The sequence below is a fragment of the Pseudomonas sp. PS02288 genome (assembly GCF_029959715.1).
Lineage (GTDB): Bacteria > Pseudomonadota > Gammaproteobacteria > Pseudomonadales > Pseudomonadaceae > Pseudomonas_O > Pseudomonas_O kuykendallii.
This window is the reverse complement of the sequence record NZ_JASCPA010000042.1, coordinates 17687-33568: the sequence shown is the minus strand read 5'-3', so window position 1 is coordinate 33568 and position 15882 is coordinate 17687. Positions and strand designations below refer to the sequence as shown.

General features: G+C 64.1%; 12 protein-coding genes. 5 read left to right on the top strand and 7 right to left on the bottom strand.

The window, feature by feature from the left end; all coding sequences use genetic code 11:
* Positions 1-332: 332 nt before the first annotated feature.
* Positions 333-551, bottom strand: coding sequence for a DUF2970 domain-containing protein (locus QMX85_RS16240; protein WP_090230458.1), 219 nt, complete (start codon positions 549-551; stop codon positions 333-335).
* A 229-nt stretch (positions 552-780) separates the two neighbouring features.
* Here QMX85_RS16240 and QMX85_RS16235 point away from each other — a divergent pair, with 229 nt between their 5' ends.
* Positions 781-1479 carry a transporter substrate-binding domain-containing protein gene (locus QMX85_RS16235; RefSeq protein WP_282342544.1) on the top strand — a complete coding sequence of 233 codons (699 nt, stop codon included), beginning with the start codon at positions 781-783 and terminating at the stop codon, positions 1477-1479.
* Between the two features lie 189 nt (positions 1480-1668).
* Positions 1669-2595 carry a ZIP family metal transporter gene (locus QMX85_RS16230; RefSeq protein ID WP_282342543.1) on the top strand — a complete coding sequence of 309 codons (927 nt, stop codon included), beginning with the start codon at positions 1669-1671 and terminating at the stop codon, positions 2593-2595.
* Positions 2596-2611: 16 nt separating this feature from the next.
* On the opposite strand, the gene QMX85_RS16225 is transcribed toward QMX85_RS16230, so the two are convergent.
* Together QMX85_RS16225 and QMX85_RS16220 are read right to left on the bottom strand one after the other, a co-directional pair.
* The gene (locus tag QMX85_RS16225; protein WP_282342541.1) at positions 2612-3532 is read right to left on the bottom strand and encodes an alpha/beta hydrolase; all 921 of its coding nucleotides are present in this window, start codon (positions 3530-3532) and stop codon (positions 2612-2614) included.
* Positions 3533-3606: 74 nt separating this feature from the next.
* The gene (locus QMX85_RS16220) at positions 3607-4647 is read right to left on the bottom strand and encodes an RNA methyltransferase (RefSeq protein ID WP_282342539.1); all 1041 of its coding nucleotides are present in this window, start codon (positions 4645-4647) and stop codon (positions 3607-3609) included.
* A gap of 258 nt (positions 4648-4905) precedes the next feature.
* Between QMX85_RS16220 and QMX85_RS16215 the strand changes: the two genes are divergently transcribed.
* On the top strand, positions 4906-5448 hold the full coding sequence (locus QMX85_RS16215) for a flavodoxin (RefSeq protein WP_090230471.1): 543 nt from the start codon (positions 4906-4908) through the stop codon (positions 5446-5448).
* Positions 5449-5484: 36 nt separating this feature from the next.
* Here QMX85_RS16215 and QMX85_RS16210 read toward each other — a convergent pair whose 3' ends face one another.
* Positions 5485-6351 (bottom strand): aldo/keto reductase, encoded by an 867-nt coding sequence (locus QMX85_RS16210; RefSeq protein ID WP_282342535.1) that lies wholly within the window; start codon positions 6349-6351, stop codon positions 5485-5487.
* Positions 6352-6529: 178 nt separating this feature from the next.
* Between QMX85_RS16210 and QMX85_RS16205 the strand changes: the two genes are divergently transcribed.
* Complete coding sequence (locus tag QMX85_RS16205) at positions 6530-6832, top strand: DUF1883 domain-containing protein (RefSeq protein WP_090230475.1); 303 nt, start codon at positions 6530-6532, stop codon at positions 6830-6832.
* On the opposite strand, the gene QMX85_RS16200 is transcribed toward QMX85_RS16205, so the two are convergent.
* From QMX85_RS16200 to metH, 3 genes are all read right to left on the bottom strand, one after another.
* Positions 6795-7940: an acyltransferase family protein gene (locus QMX85_RS16200; RefSeq protein WP_282342533.1), complete on the bottom strand. Its 1146-nt coding sequence runs from the start codon at positions 7938-7940 to the stop codon at positions 6795-6797. The genes QMX85_RS16205 and QMX85_RS16200 overlap by 38 nt on opposite strands.
* A gap of 447 nt (positions 7941-8387) precedes the next feature.
* Positions 8388-9659: a Mur ligase family protein gene (locus QMX85_RS16195; RefSeq protein WP_282342531.1), complete on the bottom strand. Its 1272-nt coding sequence runs from the start codon at positions 9657-9659 to the stop codon at positions 8388-8390.
* Positions 9660-9669: 10 nt separating this feature from the next.
* Positions 9670-13377 (bottom strand): methionine synthase, encoded by a 3708-nt coding sequence (gene metH / locus QMX85_RS16190; protein ID WP_282342529.1) that lies wholly within the window; start codon positions 13375-13377, stop codon positions 9670-9672.
* A gap of 165 nt (positions 13378-13542) precedes the next feature.
* Here metH and QMX85_RS16185 point away from each other — a divergent pair, with 165 nt between their 5' ends.
* Complete coding sequence (locus tag QMX85_RS16185; protein WP_282342527.1) at positions 13543-15822, top strand: fatty acid cis/trans isomerase; 2280 nt, start codon at positions 13543-13545, stop codon at positions 15820-15822.
* The last annotated feature ends 60 nt before the right edge of the window (positions 15823-15882 follow it).

The following is a 15882-nucleotide window of genomic DNA, read 5'->3' as shown; positions in this document are numbered from 1 at the left end:
GCTGTTCTACAGCTGCTAGCGCGCACGGTCGCGCTCTCCAGAACGGAGCCGCGGAAAGATACCAGCAAGCAGATATGCGCAAAAGTGCTGTTTAGACATATCGAAAGAACGGCTAATGCTAAGCACTGCCTGTTGCATCACCTTGAGAGGCGCTGTCACATCGACTTAACTACTGCTGTGCCGTCCACAACAATAAGGAGAACGGAATGAGCGAGCCGTCCGAACACCCTGAAAGCCGCGACAGCATCGTCGATGCCTGGGCGATCTTCATCCTGATCGTTATCGCGGTGAGCACTGCAGTCTTCTGGGTAAGCCATCAGTAGCGATGCCTGCTATACGCCAGCGATGCTGAGTACCAGTTTGACCACGCCGAGTACTAGAACCACGAAGAGCAGCGTGAAGAGCACGCCCAGTGCGATGAAATGCACCGGTTTGCCTCGGCTGAAATCGCGCGCGCGGTTTTTCCCGCTCTGCACGCCGAGTGCCGCAGCCAGCACGCTGCCGAGCATTTCGCGAAACGTCAGGGGTTTGTCGTCCGGTTCGTCTGTCATGTCTTGTTCCTTTTTTTCGTACAGTCTAGTTGCGGCTTTCGCGACGCCACGGTCTACTCGATCACTGGTGCTGACGTGGTTCATTGTCCGACAGCTTTTTTCCAGGCATGCAGATAGAGGTGGGGGTGGCATGCAGCCGAAGCCGTCGAGTAGGGCTGTCTCGCGACGTTTGCGTGCGCTCTGTGGCGCGTTGATTCTGGCTACTGGCGCGGCCGCTCGCGGGGAGCCGGTGAACGTCTACATCGGTCACGGGCAGATGCCGTTCGCGGACAGCGGGCCGGACCAGGTCGGGCTGTTCGGCGAGGTGATGGGCGAACTCTGTGCGCGCCTGACGCTGGAGTGCCGCATTCGCGACGTGCCCTGGAAGCGCGTGCAGCACGACGTCGCCGAAGACCCGCGAGGCATCGTGTTGAACCTGGGGCGCACGCCCGAGCGTGAGGGAAGCTTCATCTGGCTGGTCGACGTGGTGCCCACCTCCTACGTGCTGGTGAGCGTCGAGCAGACGTTCGACAGCCTGGAGCAGGCGTTGCAGGCCGGGCCGGTCGTCGTCATGGGGGGGACGCCGCGCGCCGAGGAGGTGCATGCCCACAGTGCCGGCGCACAGCGCGTGGTCGAGGTCACCGATCCGGAGATGGCCGCCCGCATGCTCGCCAGCCGGCGAGTGGTCGCCTGGTACGAAATCGACCTGCGCTCGCTTTACCTGTGGAAGCGCCTGGGCCTCAGCCATCAGCCGATGCATATCGGTAAGCCGATCTCGTCGACCGACAGCTACATCGCCGCCAGCCCGAAGTTTCGCGGTGCCCAGGCGCTGAAGGCACGGATGAGCGAGGCCTTTGAAGCCATGAAGCACGATGGCAGTTGGCGACGGATGCTGGCGGGCTACCTGGACGAGCGCAAGGTCGAGGAGCTTCTGCAGGCCGAACTCTGAAATGGCGCATTCGCCTGGCGGTTTGCAATTTCTTGCTGCTCCGGCGATCCCGTCACTTCGTCGAGCCGATCACCTTCATATCGCCTTGGGGCAGGGCACGCTGACGCCCGTCGCTGGTCAATAACCTCTATGAGCCCAGCGGCCCTTTCCTGCGTCCGCTGTCAGACGACCGACCAGCGAAGCCAGCCGATGCAGACGACACAAGAGCAGTACGCCAATTTCCGTGCAGCCTGGGTTGCCCAGGCGCAAGCGAATCCCTGGGTGACCGTCGGCCTGGTGCTCGCCTTGCTGGCGCTGCTCGGGCTGATTCTCAGCGCCGGGTTGAGCGCCTTCGAGGAAAACCCGGAGCGCCTGCGTTATGCGCTGTATGGCGGGTTCGCGGGGTTCGCCGCCACCGCCATTGGTGCGTTGCTGGCGATCGGCTTGCGCAACATTTCCTCTCGCCTGCAGGACGTGATGTTGGGCTTCGCCGCCGGGATGATGCTCGCCGCCAGCTCGTTCTCGCTGATCCTGCCGGGGCTCGACGCCGCCCGGGAAATCACCGGCAACGACGTACTGGCGGCCTGCACCGTGGTGCTCGGCCTCGGCCTAGGCACCTTGCTGATGGTCGGCCTGGACCGTTTCACCCCGCATGAGCACGAAATCGGTGGGCGCCACGGTCCGGAAAGCCAGCGGATCAATCGGGTCTGGCTGTTCGTCTTCGCCATCACGCTGCACAACCTGCCGGAGGGCATGGCCATCGGCGTGGGCTTCGCCGGTGGCGACCTCACCGTCGGCATTCCCCTCGCTAGCGCGATCTCGCTGCAGGACATTCCAGAGGGCTTGGCGGTGGCCATGGCGCTTCGCACCACGGGCCTGTCGGCGCTGAGCGCGGCGCTGATCGCCGTCGCCACTGGGCTCATGGAGCCGCTGGGTTCGTTGCTTGGCGTCGGCATCTCCAGCGGCTACGCCATCGCCTATCCCACCAGCATGGGGCTGGCTGCGGGGGCGATGATCTTCGTCGTCAGCCACGAGATCATTCCGGAAACCCACCGTAACGGACATCAGAGCGCCGCGACCATGGGGCTGATGGGCGGTTTCGCGGCGATGATGTTCCTCGACACGGCGCTCGGTTAGCGACGCCGCAAGCGTCTCAGTGCAGGCCGAGCCCGGCGAGGAAGTCGTCGACCTCGGCGGTATAGCCGGCGTCGGTACCGAGCAGTTCATTGATCTGCCGGTGCGAGTAGTCCTTGCGGATCACCCTGGTTTTCACCCCGAGTCGGTCGGTCTTGGCGGTGAACATGTCCACCTGGGCGCAGGAGTCGTCGCGTCGGGTCGAACAGACGGCGAGCAGCGGATGCATGGCCGCCGTCACCGCGTAAAACGGTGACGCCGACTTCCACAGCGCCTTGTCCTTGCCGAACGCGCGGTCGTAGAGCGGCAGATGCCGGGTCTGCATGATGGTCTCTATGTCATAGGCGGCGCTGTCCAGCGCGACGGTTCCGAGCCAGGGCCTGGGCACCACGCCGGCGCTCAACGTTGCATCGGTGGCCAGCAGCGAGACGAGATGCGCACCGGCCGAATGCCCCATCAACACCACCCGGGCGGGGTCGCCGCCCCAGCTGGCAGCCTGGCTTTGCACCGCCGCAAGGGCGCGGGCCACATCGCGGGCCTGCTCGATCGGGTCGGCATCCGGGAGCAGCCGGTAGTTGGTGGAAACGAAGATGTAGCCCTTGGCCAGATAATGCGCGGCCTTGTTGTCGACCACCGGGCTGTTGCGTTTGTCGCCCTCCGACCAGCCGCCACCGTGAACCATCAGGATCAGCGGGGCCGATTGCGCATGCGGCGGCAGATAGACGTCGAAGCGTTGCAGGGCGGCGGTACCGTAGCTCAGGTCCCGCCGGACCTGGCTACCGGCGGGCAATGACGCACGCACGGTGGATTCGTTCTTCTCTGCCCGAGCGGCCTGGCGGGCTTCTATCGCGTCGCGGAGCGGTCCGGCCTGGGCGACGCTGCCGGCGAGCGCAGCGATCAGGAACGCATGGACGAGGTGTTTTCCAACAGGCGAGGGCATGGCTACTCTCCGACGGGGAAAAGACGCGATGCTAGCCGATGGCTGCGCCCGGGCGATAGACGGTCGTGGCGGCCTCAGCCCGGCCGCCGTTGCAGCCTACGCGTATTGACCACATCCACCGCGCGGGCGCGCAACTGGCCGCAGCCACCCTCGATGTCCTGACCGGCCGAATTGCGCACCTTGGTCAGTACGCCGCGGCTGTGCAGGTAGCGCACGATCTCGACGATGCGCGTGCCGGCCGGGCGCTGGTACTCGTCGTCTTCCAGGCTGTTGTAGGGAATCAGGTTCATCACCGCGTACTTGCCCCTGAGCAGGCGCACGATGCCGTCGAGTTCTTCCTGGCTGTCGTTGATTCCGTCGAGCAGCGTCCACTGGTACTGGATCGGAAACCCCACCGTGCGGGCGTAGGTTTCGCCCAGCTCGACCAGCTCGTCGGGATCGATGCGCGGCGCGCGCGGCAGCAGGCGCTGGCGCAACGCGGCGTCGGTACTGTGCAGCGAGAGGGCGAGGGCGGGCTTGACCCGCTGCTGCGGCAGGCGCTCGAACACCCGCGGATCGCCGACCGTGGAGAAGACCAGATTCTTGTGGCCGATGCCGCCGTCGGTGCCGAGCAGGTCGATGGCCTCGAGCACGTTGTCCAGGTTGTGCGCCGGCTCGCCCATGCCCATGAACACGACCTTTTTCACCGGGCGAAAGCGCCGGGCGAGGGCAACCTGGGCGACGATTTCGGCGCTGCCCAACTGGCGTAGGAGACCGCTCTTGCCGGTCATGCAGAACACGCAGCCCACCGCGCAGCCGACCTGGCTCGACACACAGAGTCCATCACGCGGCAGCAACACGCTTTCCACCATCTGCCCGTCGGCCAGCGCGACCAGCAACCGCGCGGAGCCGTCGGCGGCCGGGTGTTCGGAGCGCAACCGAGCCAGCCCGGCAACCTCACCGGCGAGCGCCGCCAGGCCCTCGCGGACGCTCAACGGCAGGAAATCCTGGGCCTGCTGGTGGCGGGTGCCGCTGTCCAGAGGCAGACCCTTCAGCCAGGCACGGCTGATCCGGCCGATGTGCACGGGCTTGGCGCCGAGGTCGGCGAGGCGCTGGTGAATGTCTTGGATACGCATGGGGCGCGAATCCTACCATTGGCGCGGATACAGGCGAAGGTGGCCGCTACGGTTGGCTCTGTCGCAAATCCGACATCGGCCACCCATTCAAAGGCTGTCGCTGTGCGGTTTCCGACAAGGGTTTTTGGTTTTTAGCAAAAATCCTTGTGGATCATGTGGTTAGAGAACTCTCATAGGCTGGCCCGGTTTCTGCTCTGGCGTGTACCAGCGCCCGGCATTCCGGGCGATCAAGGACCCCCACTCAGCGAGAGATGAACGATGGCCAGGATCGGACTTTTTTTCGGCAGCAATACCGGCAAGACCCGCAAGGTCGCCAAACTGATCAAGAAGCGCTTCGACGACGACACCATGGCCGATCCGCTCAACGTCAACCGCGCCACCCCCGAGGACCTCGCTCAGTATCAGTACCTCATCCTCGGCACCCCGACTCTGGGCGACGGCCAGTTGCCGGGGCTGTCCTCGGACTGCGATAGCGAGAGCTGGGAGGAATTCCTGCCGCAGCTCGAAGGCGTCGACTTCACCGGCAAGACGGTGGCGCTCTATGGGCTGGGTGATTCGGTGAGCTACGCCGACGAGTTCCTCGACGCGATGATCGTGCTCTATCGCTTCGTCGTCGAACGCGGTGCAAAGGTGGTTGGCGCCTGGCCCACCGAGGGCTACGACTTCGAGCACTCCGAGTCGATCGTCGATGGCAAGTTCGTCGGCCTCGCGCTGGACCTCGACAACCAGAGCGGCATGACCGACGAACTGCTCACCGCCTGGCTCGGCCTGATCGCCAAGGACTTCGACCTTCCGCTGTAAGGCCGTCGCCGCGAAGGCGCCGACGGGCGCCTTCGCTTAGACAATATCCAGCGAGCGCTTGTGCTGTGGCGTCGGGAAGGCGGCGTCCAGTGCGCGAAGGTCCTCGGCATCCAGTTGGATCTCCAGCGCCGCCGCGTTTGCCTGCACATGTTCCGTCTGCACCGCTTTCGGGATGGCCAGAACCGGGCGCTCGTCCCACTGAGGGCGGATCGCCCAGGCCAGCAAAATCTGCCCGACGCCGGCGCGGTGCTTGTCCGCCACGGCCTGCACCTGCGGGTGAGTCCACACCGCGTCGTCCAGCCCGCCCGCCTGAGCCAACGGGCAGTAGGCCATGACCGGCATGCGCCGTTCCGCCTGGTAGGGCAGCAGGTCGAAGTCGATCCCGCGCGAACCGAGGTTGTAGAGCACCTGGTTGGTCTGGCAATGCGCGCCGAAAGGCGTTTCGGCCAGCTCGCGGAGGTCGTCGACATCGAAGTTCGAAACGCCGTAGCTGCCGATCTTGCCTTGGGCGATGAGCGTCTCGAAGGCGCCGAGGGTTTCCTCCAGGGGCGTTGACGAGCGCCAGTGCAGCAGGTAGAGGTCCAGGTGCTCGGTGCCCAAGCGCCGCAAGCTGTTCTCGCAGGCCTTGATCAGGGCGTCATGTCGGGCGTGGCTGGGCAGTACCTTGCTGACCAGGAACACCTCGTCGCGGCGCCCGCGGATCGCTTCGCCGACGACCTCCTCGGAACGACCGTCTCCATACATTTCCGCGGTGTCGATCAGCGTCAGGCCGAGGTCGAGCCCCATTCGCAGCGCGCGGACCTCGTCGTTGCGACGTGAAGATTGCTCGCCCATCCGCCAGGTGCCCTGGCCGATGGCGGGGATGTTCCTGGCGTTGGGAAATCTGACCTGGGGAAGAGGCATGCGGGTGTCCTCGAGGAAGAGGGTTTCTGGGCGTCCATCTTCTCCGATGGCGAATCGATGCCAGCGTTCCCCGTGCGACGAGCAGAAGCCAGTTACTGCCGGGCGCCGGCTTCTCGGGCCGCGGGAGACGCTGGCGTGCTATCGTTCGCGCCGCTGCAAACCTGCACGTGGAGCTCCCATGAAATTCATACACCAGCGCGAACACCTCAACGAAGACGACCTCGTCATCATCGAATGCTCGCAGACCTGCAACATCCGCCTGATGAACGACGCCAACTTCCGTGCGTTCAAGAACGGCGGCCGCCATGTCTACCACGGCGGCGCCTTCGATACCTTCCCGGCGAAGATCACCGTGCCCAGCACCGGTTTCTGGAACATCACCCTCGACACCGTCACTCGCAAGGCCATCAGCGTCACGCGCAAGCCGACGCTGAAGCACTCGATCAAGATCGTCCGTCGCTCGAGTTCGCGCCTGAGCTGATCGCGTTCGGCATGCGCGGCTGCGGCTTGCGCAACGGCCAGTAGTTCTTGATCGGCAGGAAGAACAGCGCGAACAAACGCACCCGTTCGATGATGTAGTAGAGCGCGATGGGCAGCGCGCAGGCGAGGGTGAAGGAGATCAACCCGGCGGGCATGCCACTGATTCCCAGCTTGGTTTCCAGCAGGTAGTAGGACTTGTTCTGGATGAAGGCGTGGAAGATCAGGATCAGCAGGCTCGCCTCGCCGATGTAGGAAAACACCCTCGCCACCACCGCCTTGCCCTGGCCGAGAAGATGGGCGACGGCCAGCGTGATGTAGATGCCGCAAACGGCTTCCAGCGTGGTGATCACCACGTCGTCGTACAGCCGCTTGTTCAGGTCCATGGTGGCATTGAAGGCGTAATGGCAGATCGCGAAGATCGCCAGCGCTCCCAGCAGCAGCGGGAGCGAAAGGCTGAAGTTGAACACCTTCTCGCGCAGCCAGTACCCCAGCAGGAAGAAGCCCAGCGTGACCGGCAGCAGGTCAAGGCTGAACGGCATGCCCTTGAACTCGTACTGATCGCCCGGAAACGACAGCCCGCGTATCCAGTCCTGATTCATCGCCACGGCGCCGAGCATGAAAAAACTTGCCATGAAGGCCAGGCGCGGGCGGATACCCAGTTGCAGCTTCTCGAACGCCGAGATGCCCAGCCAGGCAACGATCGTCAGCAAGAACAGGTGGGTGAGGAACCAGAGCGGCGACCAGTAGCTGGTCATCCCGTTCTCATCGCCGTACAGCGTGCGCAGGCTGCCGCCGGTACTGTGCAGTACGCGCGCGGCGTATTCGGCGAAGTTCAGCGGCTTGGCCAGGGCAACCGCCAGACCGAACAGAATCAGCGTTACGAAATAGGGTTTGAGTAGCGAGTCGAACTTGTTGAAAGACAGTTTCGCCAGTGAGTCGGTGTGGCGGAAGAACAATCCCGAGAGGAAAAAGAAGAACGGCATGTGGAAGGAATAGATGACATTGAACAGATCGGTCTTGGTGTCCGAGACGATCCAGTTGTGGCCGAACACCACCAGCAATATCCCCATGCCCCGCGCAATATCGATATGTGCATATCTGGCTTTCATGAAGTCCCCTTTCATCGATAATGGAAGTCGATCGGCCGATGTCCGACAAGACTGCGTTTCCGAGATGGAGAGACACAAAAGCGAAATGCTATGCCCGTCAGAGCCCGGCGAATCGGACTCGCCAACAGGCCTTGTGGTAGCCCACTGCTGCTGGCGTCGTAATTAATGACGTTCTAGGTTAATGACGGTTAATACAGGCGGCGAATAAAACTGACTAGCGGTAAATGACTGTCTGGTCATATCCGGTTATTCAAAATCAAGGCTTCGATATTGAACTTATTTAAATATCGAGTGACTAAAGCACAACTCCTGGTGGCGAACTGCAATTAATGGCTAATTGTCATCGCCAATTCAGTCAAGTTGATTTTGAAGTGCCATTATTCTCGCGAGCCCACCCTGTTCTAACACGGGATCGAATGAATGGGCGGCGGGGAAGTTGTCTGGGTATTACCTTCTATCCACGCGCCTGTTGGCCGTGAAGTAATCCGCTTCACGAATCAGTTGATCCCAGGCGGGAAGAGCCTCGTGGTACGGCGGGATGCCGCTTTCGCCCGTTGTGGGCAGGGCGAGCAGAAGCTTGTCCACCTTCTCCGAACCCTTGAGCAGAATCACTTCGCCGCCCTGCGCGTCGCTCAGCAAATCGCGCAGCTCCGCATGGTTGGCCGCGTACAGGATGACGCCGTTGCGTTCGTCTTCTTCCGCCCCTTTCAGCGAGGGGGGCTTGGCTCCGAAGAAAACCAGCCGCTCGCAGTGCGGCCTGGCCAGCGCATAGGCGCGGTTGTAGCTGCGCCCGGTGGAGCCCGGATAATCGGAAATCTTGCCGATCACGATGGTCCTGCGCGGCGCCTCGGGGAATGCGTCCATGAGCGAAAACGCCAGGCCGAGGGTGGAGAGCGGCGACTTGATGGTGTCGCACAGGTAGGTCGGACCTCTCGCGACGCGATGGATCGAACATCGTCCTGCCATCTGCACGTAGCTTCGCGCGCGCTCGGCGATTTCGGCCAGCGACATCCCCTGATGGTGGGCGCAGGCGATTCCGGCCAGCGCGCTGACGATGAAGTGCCTGCCCAGCAGGCCGATATCGAACGCCGCGGTTTCCGCGCCGTGGGTGCAATCGAACCGTAGCCGGCCGTCCGCCGAAACCCGCACGTCGCTCGCGCGGAAATCCGCCTCCGGGCTTTCTCCGAAGCGCACCGCCCTGCCTGGCGCCAGCTCGGCCATCTTCGCCACCAGCGGATCGTCGGCATTGAGAAATGCGGTGCCGCCGGCCTCGAAGACACGGGAGACCAGCTTGCCTTTCTCCTGCGCGGTCGCGTCGGTCCCGCGGTAGTTGGTGTAGTGGTCGTTGGATATGACGGTGACGATGGCCAGCTGCGGTTGGACCTGCGCCGCGGAGGCGTCGATGGCGCCCGGCCCGTGGCCGCTGATCTCGAAGATGGCGATCTCGTCCCGCGCCTCGAGTCGCTGGATGCGCCGTGCGATGGCCTCGCTGGTGTTGTAGATCAGCGAAAGCGCGCAGCGCTTCCTGTCGGACAGCAGGTGGTGGAGAAAGGCCGCCGTGGTGCTTTTAGCGCCGCTGCCGGTTATCCCGATGAAGGTGGTCTCCCCAAGACTCCGGCGATGGGCGAGGGCCTGCTCGCGGGCGACATCCGCCCGCGAAAGCGCCTGCTGGCCCAGAAGTCGCGCCCGGATCTTGCGAAAGGAACGCAGCAGATTCATCGGCGCCGCTTCAGTTGTCGTAGCCGAGGTTCGGCGCCAGCCAGCGTTCGCTGATCGCCAGCTCCTGGCCTTTGCGAACGCTGTAGCGTTCGACCTGGTCCTTGTCCACCTTGCCGACGGCGAAGTACTGCGCCTGCGGGTGGGCGAAGTACCAGCCGCTGACGGCCGCCGCGGGGAACATCGCATAGTGCTCGGTGAGGAACACGCCGCTGCGTCCGGCCTTGTCGAAGTCGGACTCGGGATCGAGCAGGGCGAACAGCGCTTTCTTCTCGGTGTGGTCCGGGCAGGCGGGATAGCCGGGGGCCGGGCGGATGCCCTTGTAGGCTTCCTTGATCAACTCTTCGTTGCTCAGGTGCTCGTCCGGCTGGTAGCCCCAGTATTCCTTGCGCACCTGTTCGTGCAGCCATTCGGCGCAGGCCTCGGCGAGGCGGTCGGCCAATGCCTTGACCATGATCGAGTTGTAGTCGTCGCCGGCGTTCTGGTACGCCTTGGCGACTTCCTCGGCGCCGATGCCGGCGGTGGTGATGAAGCCGCCGATGTAGTCGCGCACGCCGCTGTCCTTCGGCGCGACGAAATCGGCCAGCGACAGGTTCGGTTTACCGTCCGGCTTGATGGTCTGCTGGCGCAGGTGATGCAGCGTCGCCAGCGTCTCGCCGTCGTCGCCATAGACTTCCAGGTCGTCGTCCTGCACCTGGTTGGCCGGCCAGAAGCCGAAGACGGCGCGCGCCTTGATCAGCTTCTCGTCGATCAGCTTCTTCAACATCGCCTGGGCATCGGCGAACAGCGCGCTGGCGGCCTCGCCGACCACCTCGTCGGTCAGGATGCGCGGGTATTTGCCGGCCAGGTCCCAGGAGATGAAGAACGGTGTCCAGTCGATGTATTCGGCCAGCGTCGCCAGGTCAATGTTGTCGAGCAGCCTGACGCCGGTAAAGGAGGGCACCGGGGCCTGGTAACCGGCCCAGTCGAACGACGGCTTGTTGGCGACCGACTGTTCGTAGCTCAGGCGTTCGGTACGCGCGCTGCGGTTGGCGGTGCGCTCGCGTACCTCGACGTACTCGGCGCGAGTGCGCTCGACGAAGCCGGCCTTGAGTTCCTTGGACAGCAGCTGGGTCGCCACACCGACCGCGCGGGAGGCGTCGGTGACGTAGACCACGGCGTCGTTCTGGTATTTCGGTTCGATCTTCACCGCGGTGTGCGCTTTCGAGGTGGTGGCGCCGCCGATCATCAGCGGCAGGTGGAAATTCTGCCGCTGCATCTCGCGGGCGACATGCACCATCTCGTCCAGTGACGGCGTGATCAGCCCGGACAGGCCGATGATGTCGCACTTCTCGGCGATGGCGGTCTGCAGGATCTTCTCGGCCGGCACCATCACGCCCATGTCGACGATGTCGTAGCCGTTGCAGCCGAGCACCACGCCGACGATGTTCTTGCCGATGTCGTGCACGTCGCCCTTCACCGTCGCCATCAGGATCTTGCCCTTGGCTTCGGGTTTGTCGCCTTTTTCCGCCTCGATGAAGGGAATCAGGTGCGCCACGGCCTGCTTCATGACGCGAGCGGACTTGACCACCTGCGGCAGGAACATCTTGCCCGAGCCGAACAAGTCGCCGACCACGTTCATCCCGCTCATCAGCGGCCCTTCGATGACCTCGATCGGCCGCGCGCACTGCAGGCGGAACTCCTCGGTGTCTTCGACGATGAACGCGGTGATGCCCTTGACCAGCGCATGTTCCAGGCGTTTGCCTACCGGCAGCGAGCGCCATTCCTCGGTTTCCGCTTCCTTGATGCTGCCGTCGCCCTTGAACTTGTCGGCGATGGCCAGCAGCGCATCGGTGCCTTCAGGCGTGCGATTGAGCACCACGTCTTCCACGGCGTCGCGCAGCTCTTTGGGAATCTCGTCGTAGATCTCCAACTGGCCGGCGTTGACGATGCCCATCGTCAGGCCGTTCTGGATCGCGTAGTAGAGGAACACCGAGTGGATCGCCTCGCGCACCGGGTTGTTGCCGCGGAAGGAGAACGACACGTTGGAGACGCCGCCACTCGACAGGGCGAACGGCAGGTGGTCGCGGATGTAGGCGCAGGCCTCGATGAAGTCCACCGCGTAGTTGTTGTGTTCCTCGATGCCGGTGGCGACGGCGAAGATGTTCGGGTCGAAGATGATGTCTTCCGGCGGGAAGCCGACTTCATCCACCAGGATGTCGTAGCTGCGCTGGCAGATCTCGCGCTTGCGCGCCGCGGTGTCGGCCTGGCCGGCTTCGTCGAAGGCCATCACCACCACGGCGGCGCCGTAGCGCTTGCACAGCCGGGCGTGGTGCTTGAACGCCTCGACGCCTTCCTTCATCGAGATCGAGTTGACGATGCCCTTGCCCTGGATGCACTTGAGGCCGGCTTCGATCACGTCCCACTTCGAGGAGTCGATCATGATCGGCACGCGGGAGATGTCCGGCTCGCCGGCGATGAGGTTGAGGAACTTCACCATCGCCGCCTTGGAGTCGAGCATGCCCTCGTCCATGTTGATGTCGATCACCTGGGCGCCGGCCTCCACCTGCTGCAGGGCGACTTCCAGGGCCTCGGTGTAGTTCTCCTCGCGGATCAGCCGGGCGAACTTGGCCGAGCCGGTGATGTTGGTGCGCTCGCCGACGTTCACGAACAGCGAGTTGCGATCGATGGTGAACGGCTCCAGGCCGGACAGGCGGCAGGCCTTGGGAATCTCCGGGATGACGCGCGGCGGGTACTTGCCGACGGCTTCGGCGATCGCCTGGATGTGCGCCGGGGTGGTGCCGCAGCAGCCACCGATGATGTTGAGGAAGCCGGAGGCGGCGAATTCCTCGATCACCACGGCCATTTCAGCCGGGGTTTCATCGTATTCGCCGAAGGCATTCGGCAGGCCGGCGTTCGGGTGGGCGGACACGTGGGTGCCGGCCTTGGCGGCCAGTTCGGCCAGGTACGGGCGCAGGTCGGCGGCGCCAAGGGCGCAGTTCAGGCCCACGGAAATCGGCTTGGCGTGCGCCACCGAGTTCCAGAAGGCTTCGGTGGTCTGCCCGGACAGCGTGCGGCCTGAGGCATCGGTGATGGTGCCGGAGATCATGATCGGCAGCTCAAAGCCGATCTCCTCGAACACGCCTTGCACGGCGAAGATCGCCGCCTTGGCGTTCAGGGTGTCGAAGATGGTTTCGATCAGGATCAGGTCGGCGCCGCCCTCAATCAGGCCACGGGTGGCTTCGGTGTAGTTCTCCACCAGTTCGTCGAAGGTGACGTTGCGGTAGCCGGGGTCGTTGACATCCGGGGAGATCGAGCAGGTGCGGCTGGTCGGGCCGAGCACGCCGGCGACGAAGCGCGGCTTGTCGGGTGTCTCCAGCGTCTTCGCATCGGCCACGCGGCGTGCCAGACGGGCGCCTTCGACGTTCAATTCGTAGACCAGCGCTTCCATGCCGTAGTCGGCCTGGGACACCTGGGTGGCGTTGAAGGTGTTGGTCTCGAGTATGTCGGCGCCGGCGTCCAGGTAGGCCTTCTCGATGGCACCGATTACGTCCGGACGGCTGAGGATCAGCAGGTCGTTGTTGCCTTTGACGTCGCTCGGCCAGTCAGCGAAACGTTCGCCGCGGTAGTCCGCTTCCTCCAGCTTGTAGCTCTGGATCATCGTGCCCATGCCGCCGTCGAGGATGAGAATGCGCTCGCGAAGTGCGTGCTGGAGGGCCTGGAGGCGGGCGCGATCGTGCATGGTGACTACCTGGGGTAAAGCGGGAAGAGGGCGCGAATGATAGCAAAGATGCGCTACGGCTAATCCTCACCCGCATTTGTATGAGAAATACTCATGCAGGCGTCGTGCCTTGGCGGTCGCCAGCCCCGCTAGAATCGCGGCTCATTTTTTCCGGAAAAACGCTACATGCACATCCGCTTGCTTCTCGCCGTATTCCTGGTGACGTCCGCACAGGCGCTGGGCGCCGAGGGCATCTCCTATAGCCGCGACATCCAGCCGATCCTCACGCAGAAGTGCGTGGCCTGCCACACCTGCTACGACGCGCCCTGCCAGTTGAATCTGGGCGGCACCGAGGGCGTCGTGCGCGGGGCCAGCAAGCTGCCGGTGTATGACGGCGAGCGGCGCAAGGCGCAGGAGCCGACGCGGCTTTATCTGGATGCCCGGGGCGAGGCGGCCTGGCGGCGCAAGGATTTCTATTCAGTACTCCACGACCGCGATGGCCAGGCCGCGCTGATGAAGCGAATGCTGGAACTCGGCCGTCAGGAACCGCCGACGCCGAACGCCAAGCTGCCGGCCGACCTGGATATCGGCATCGGCCGCGACAACCAGTGCCCGCTGCCGGAAGAGTTCGATGCCTACGCGAGGCGCTTCGCCCATGCCGGCATGCCGTTCGCGGTCACCGGGCTCAGCGAGCAGGAGTACACCACGCTGCAAACCTGGCTGGCGCAGGGCGCGCTGGTGGATCAGCAGGACATGCAGCCGAACCTGAGCGAGGTGGCACAGATCGCCGACTGGGAACGCCTGCTCAATGCGCCGGGCGCGCGCGAGGCGCTGGTCAACCGCTGGCTGTTCGAGCACCTGTTCCTCGCGCACCTGTATTTCGACGGTGGCGAAAGCGGGCATTTCTTCCAGTTGGTGCGCTCGCGCACGCCGAGCGGCCAACCGATCGACCCGATCGCCACACGGCGGCCGAACGACGATCCGGGCACCGTCTTCTACTACCGCCTGTGGCCGATCCAGGGCGTGATCGTGCACAAGACGCACATCACCTATCCGCTCAGCGCGCAGAAGCTGGCGCGGGTGCGTCAGCTGTTCTACAGCGGCGACTGGCGGGCCGATGCGGTGCCCGGGTACGGCGCGCAGCGACGCGCCAACCCGTTCGAGACCTTCGCCGCGATTCCGCCGCAGGCGCGTTACCAGTTCATGCTGGATAACGCCGAATACTTCGTGCGCACCTTCATCCGCGGGCCGGTGTGCCGCGGGCAGATCGCCACGGACGTAATCCGCGATAATTTCTGGACGACCTTCCAGGCGCCCGAGCACGACCTTTACCTGACCGACGCCAAATACCGCGAGGAGGCGACGCCGCTGCTGGCGATGCCGGGCCAGTTCGACGACGTAGGCGACCTGCTCGGCCTCTGGCTCGCCTACCGAGACAAGCGCAACGCCTATGAGCAATTGCGCATGAAGGCCTACGCCAAGGCGCCGCCAGCCGCTTGGGGCGATATCTGGCGCGGTAATGACAACGCGCTGCTGTCGATCTTCCGCCACTTCGACAGCGCGTCGGTGCGCAAGGGGCTCATCGGCGACGTGCCGAAAACCCTCTGGCTGCTCGACTATCCGTTGTTCGAGCGGACCTATTACCAACTGGTGGTGAACTTCGACGTGTTCGGCAACGTCTCGCACCAGGCCCAGACACGCCTGTATTTCGACCTGATCCGCAATGGCGCCGAGGTGAACTTCCTCCGCCTGCTGCCGGCCGCGGCGCGGCAGGCCGAGCTGGACAGCTGGTACGAGAACAGCGGGCGGCTGAAGATGTGGCTGGATTACCAGGGCATCGATACGCACACGCCGAGCGTGCTGGGTTTGCCGGAAAAGGACGCCAAGCGCGCCTTCGGACTGGCGCTGGTGGAGCACTTCGCGGCGGTCAATGCGTATCCCGACCCGGTCAATCGCTGCCGCGACGGGCGCTGTTTCCGCCCGCAGGTGGCGCCGGTGCTGCAGCCGGTCGAACAAGCGCTGAGTCGCCTGGTCAGCCGTCCGGCGAGCGAACTCGAGGTGATCGACGAACTGCCCGAGGCGACCCTGCTGCGGGTCGAGCGGGGCGACGATGGAGGCGAGATCTACACGCTGCTGCGCAACCGCGCGCACAGCAACGTGGCCTTCCTGCTTGGTGAGTCGCTGCGCTACCAGCCCGGCCTCGACACCCTGACGCTGTATCCGGGCGTGCTGACCAGCTACCCGAACTTCATCTTCGACCTCCAGGCGAGCGAGGCCGACGCGTTCGTCGCCGCGCTGGAGCAGGTGCGCGACCCGGCGAGCTTCGAGTGGGTCGTGGAGCGTTGGGGCATCCGGCGCAGCCATCCGGACTTCTGGCACTACTTCCTCGATCTCTCGAACTACCTGCGCGAGACCGAGCCGGTGGAGGCGGGGATGCTCGACATGAACCGCTACCAGAACCTCTAGCAGGCATCGCGCGACCCTTCCGCCGGGCGGCGGCGACGAATTTTCTGCCCTCGAGTGCGG

Bases quoted from the DNA above. Each gene is read 5' to 3' on its own strand.
- QMX85_RS16240 (WP_090230458.1), bottom strand. From the start codon at position 551: ATGACAGACGAACCGGACGACAAACCCCTGACGTTTCGCGAAATGCTC.
- QMX85_RS16230 (WP_282342543.1), top strand. From the start codon at position 1,669: ATGCAGACGACACAAGAGCAGTACGCCAATTTCCGTGCAGCCTGGGTT.
- QMX85_RS16225 (WP_282342541.1), bottom strand. From the start codon at position 3,532: ATGCCCTCGCCTGTTGGAAAACACCTCGTCCATGCGTTCCTGATCGCT.
- QMX85_RS16220 (WP_282342539.1), bottom strand. From the start codon at position 4,647: ATGCGTATCCAAGACATTCACCAGCGCCTCGCCGACCTCGGCGCCAAG.
- QMX85_RS16215 (WP_090230471.1), top strand. From the start codon at position 4,906: ATGGCCAGGATCGGACTTTTTTTCGGCAGCAATACCGGCAAGACCCGC.
- QMX85_RS16210 (WP_282342535.1), bottom strand. From the start codon at position 6,351: ATGCCTCTTCCCCAGGTCAGATTTCCCAACGCCAGGAACATCCCCGCC.
- QMX85_RS16205 (WP_090230475.1), top strand. From the start codon at position 6,530: ATGAAATTCATACACCAGCGCGAACACCTCAACGAAGACGACCTCGTC.
- QMX85_RS16200 (WP_282342533.1), bottom strand. From the start codon at position 7,940: ATGAAAGCCAGATATGCACATATCGATATTGCGCGGGGCATGGGGATA.
- QMX85_RS16195 (WP_282342531.1), bottom strand. From the start codon at position 9,659: ATGAATCTGCTGCGTTCCTTTCGCAAGATCCGGGCGCGACTTCTGGGC.
- metH (WP_282342529.1), bottom strand. From the start codon at position 13,377: ATGCACGATCGCGCCCGCCTCCAGGCCCTCCAGCACGCACTTCGCGAG.
- QMX85_RS16185 (WP_282342527.1), top strand. From the start codon at position 13,543: ATGCACATCCGCTTGCTTCTCGCCGTATTCCTGGTGACGTCCGCACAG.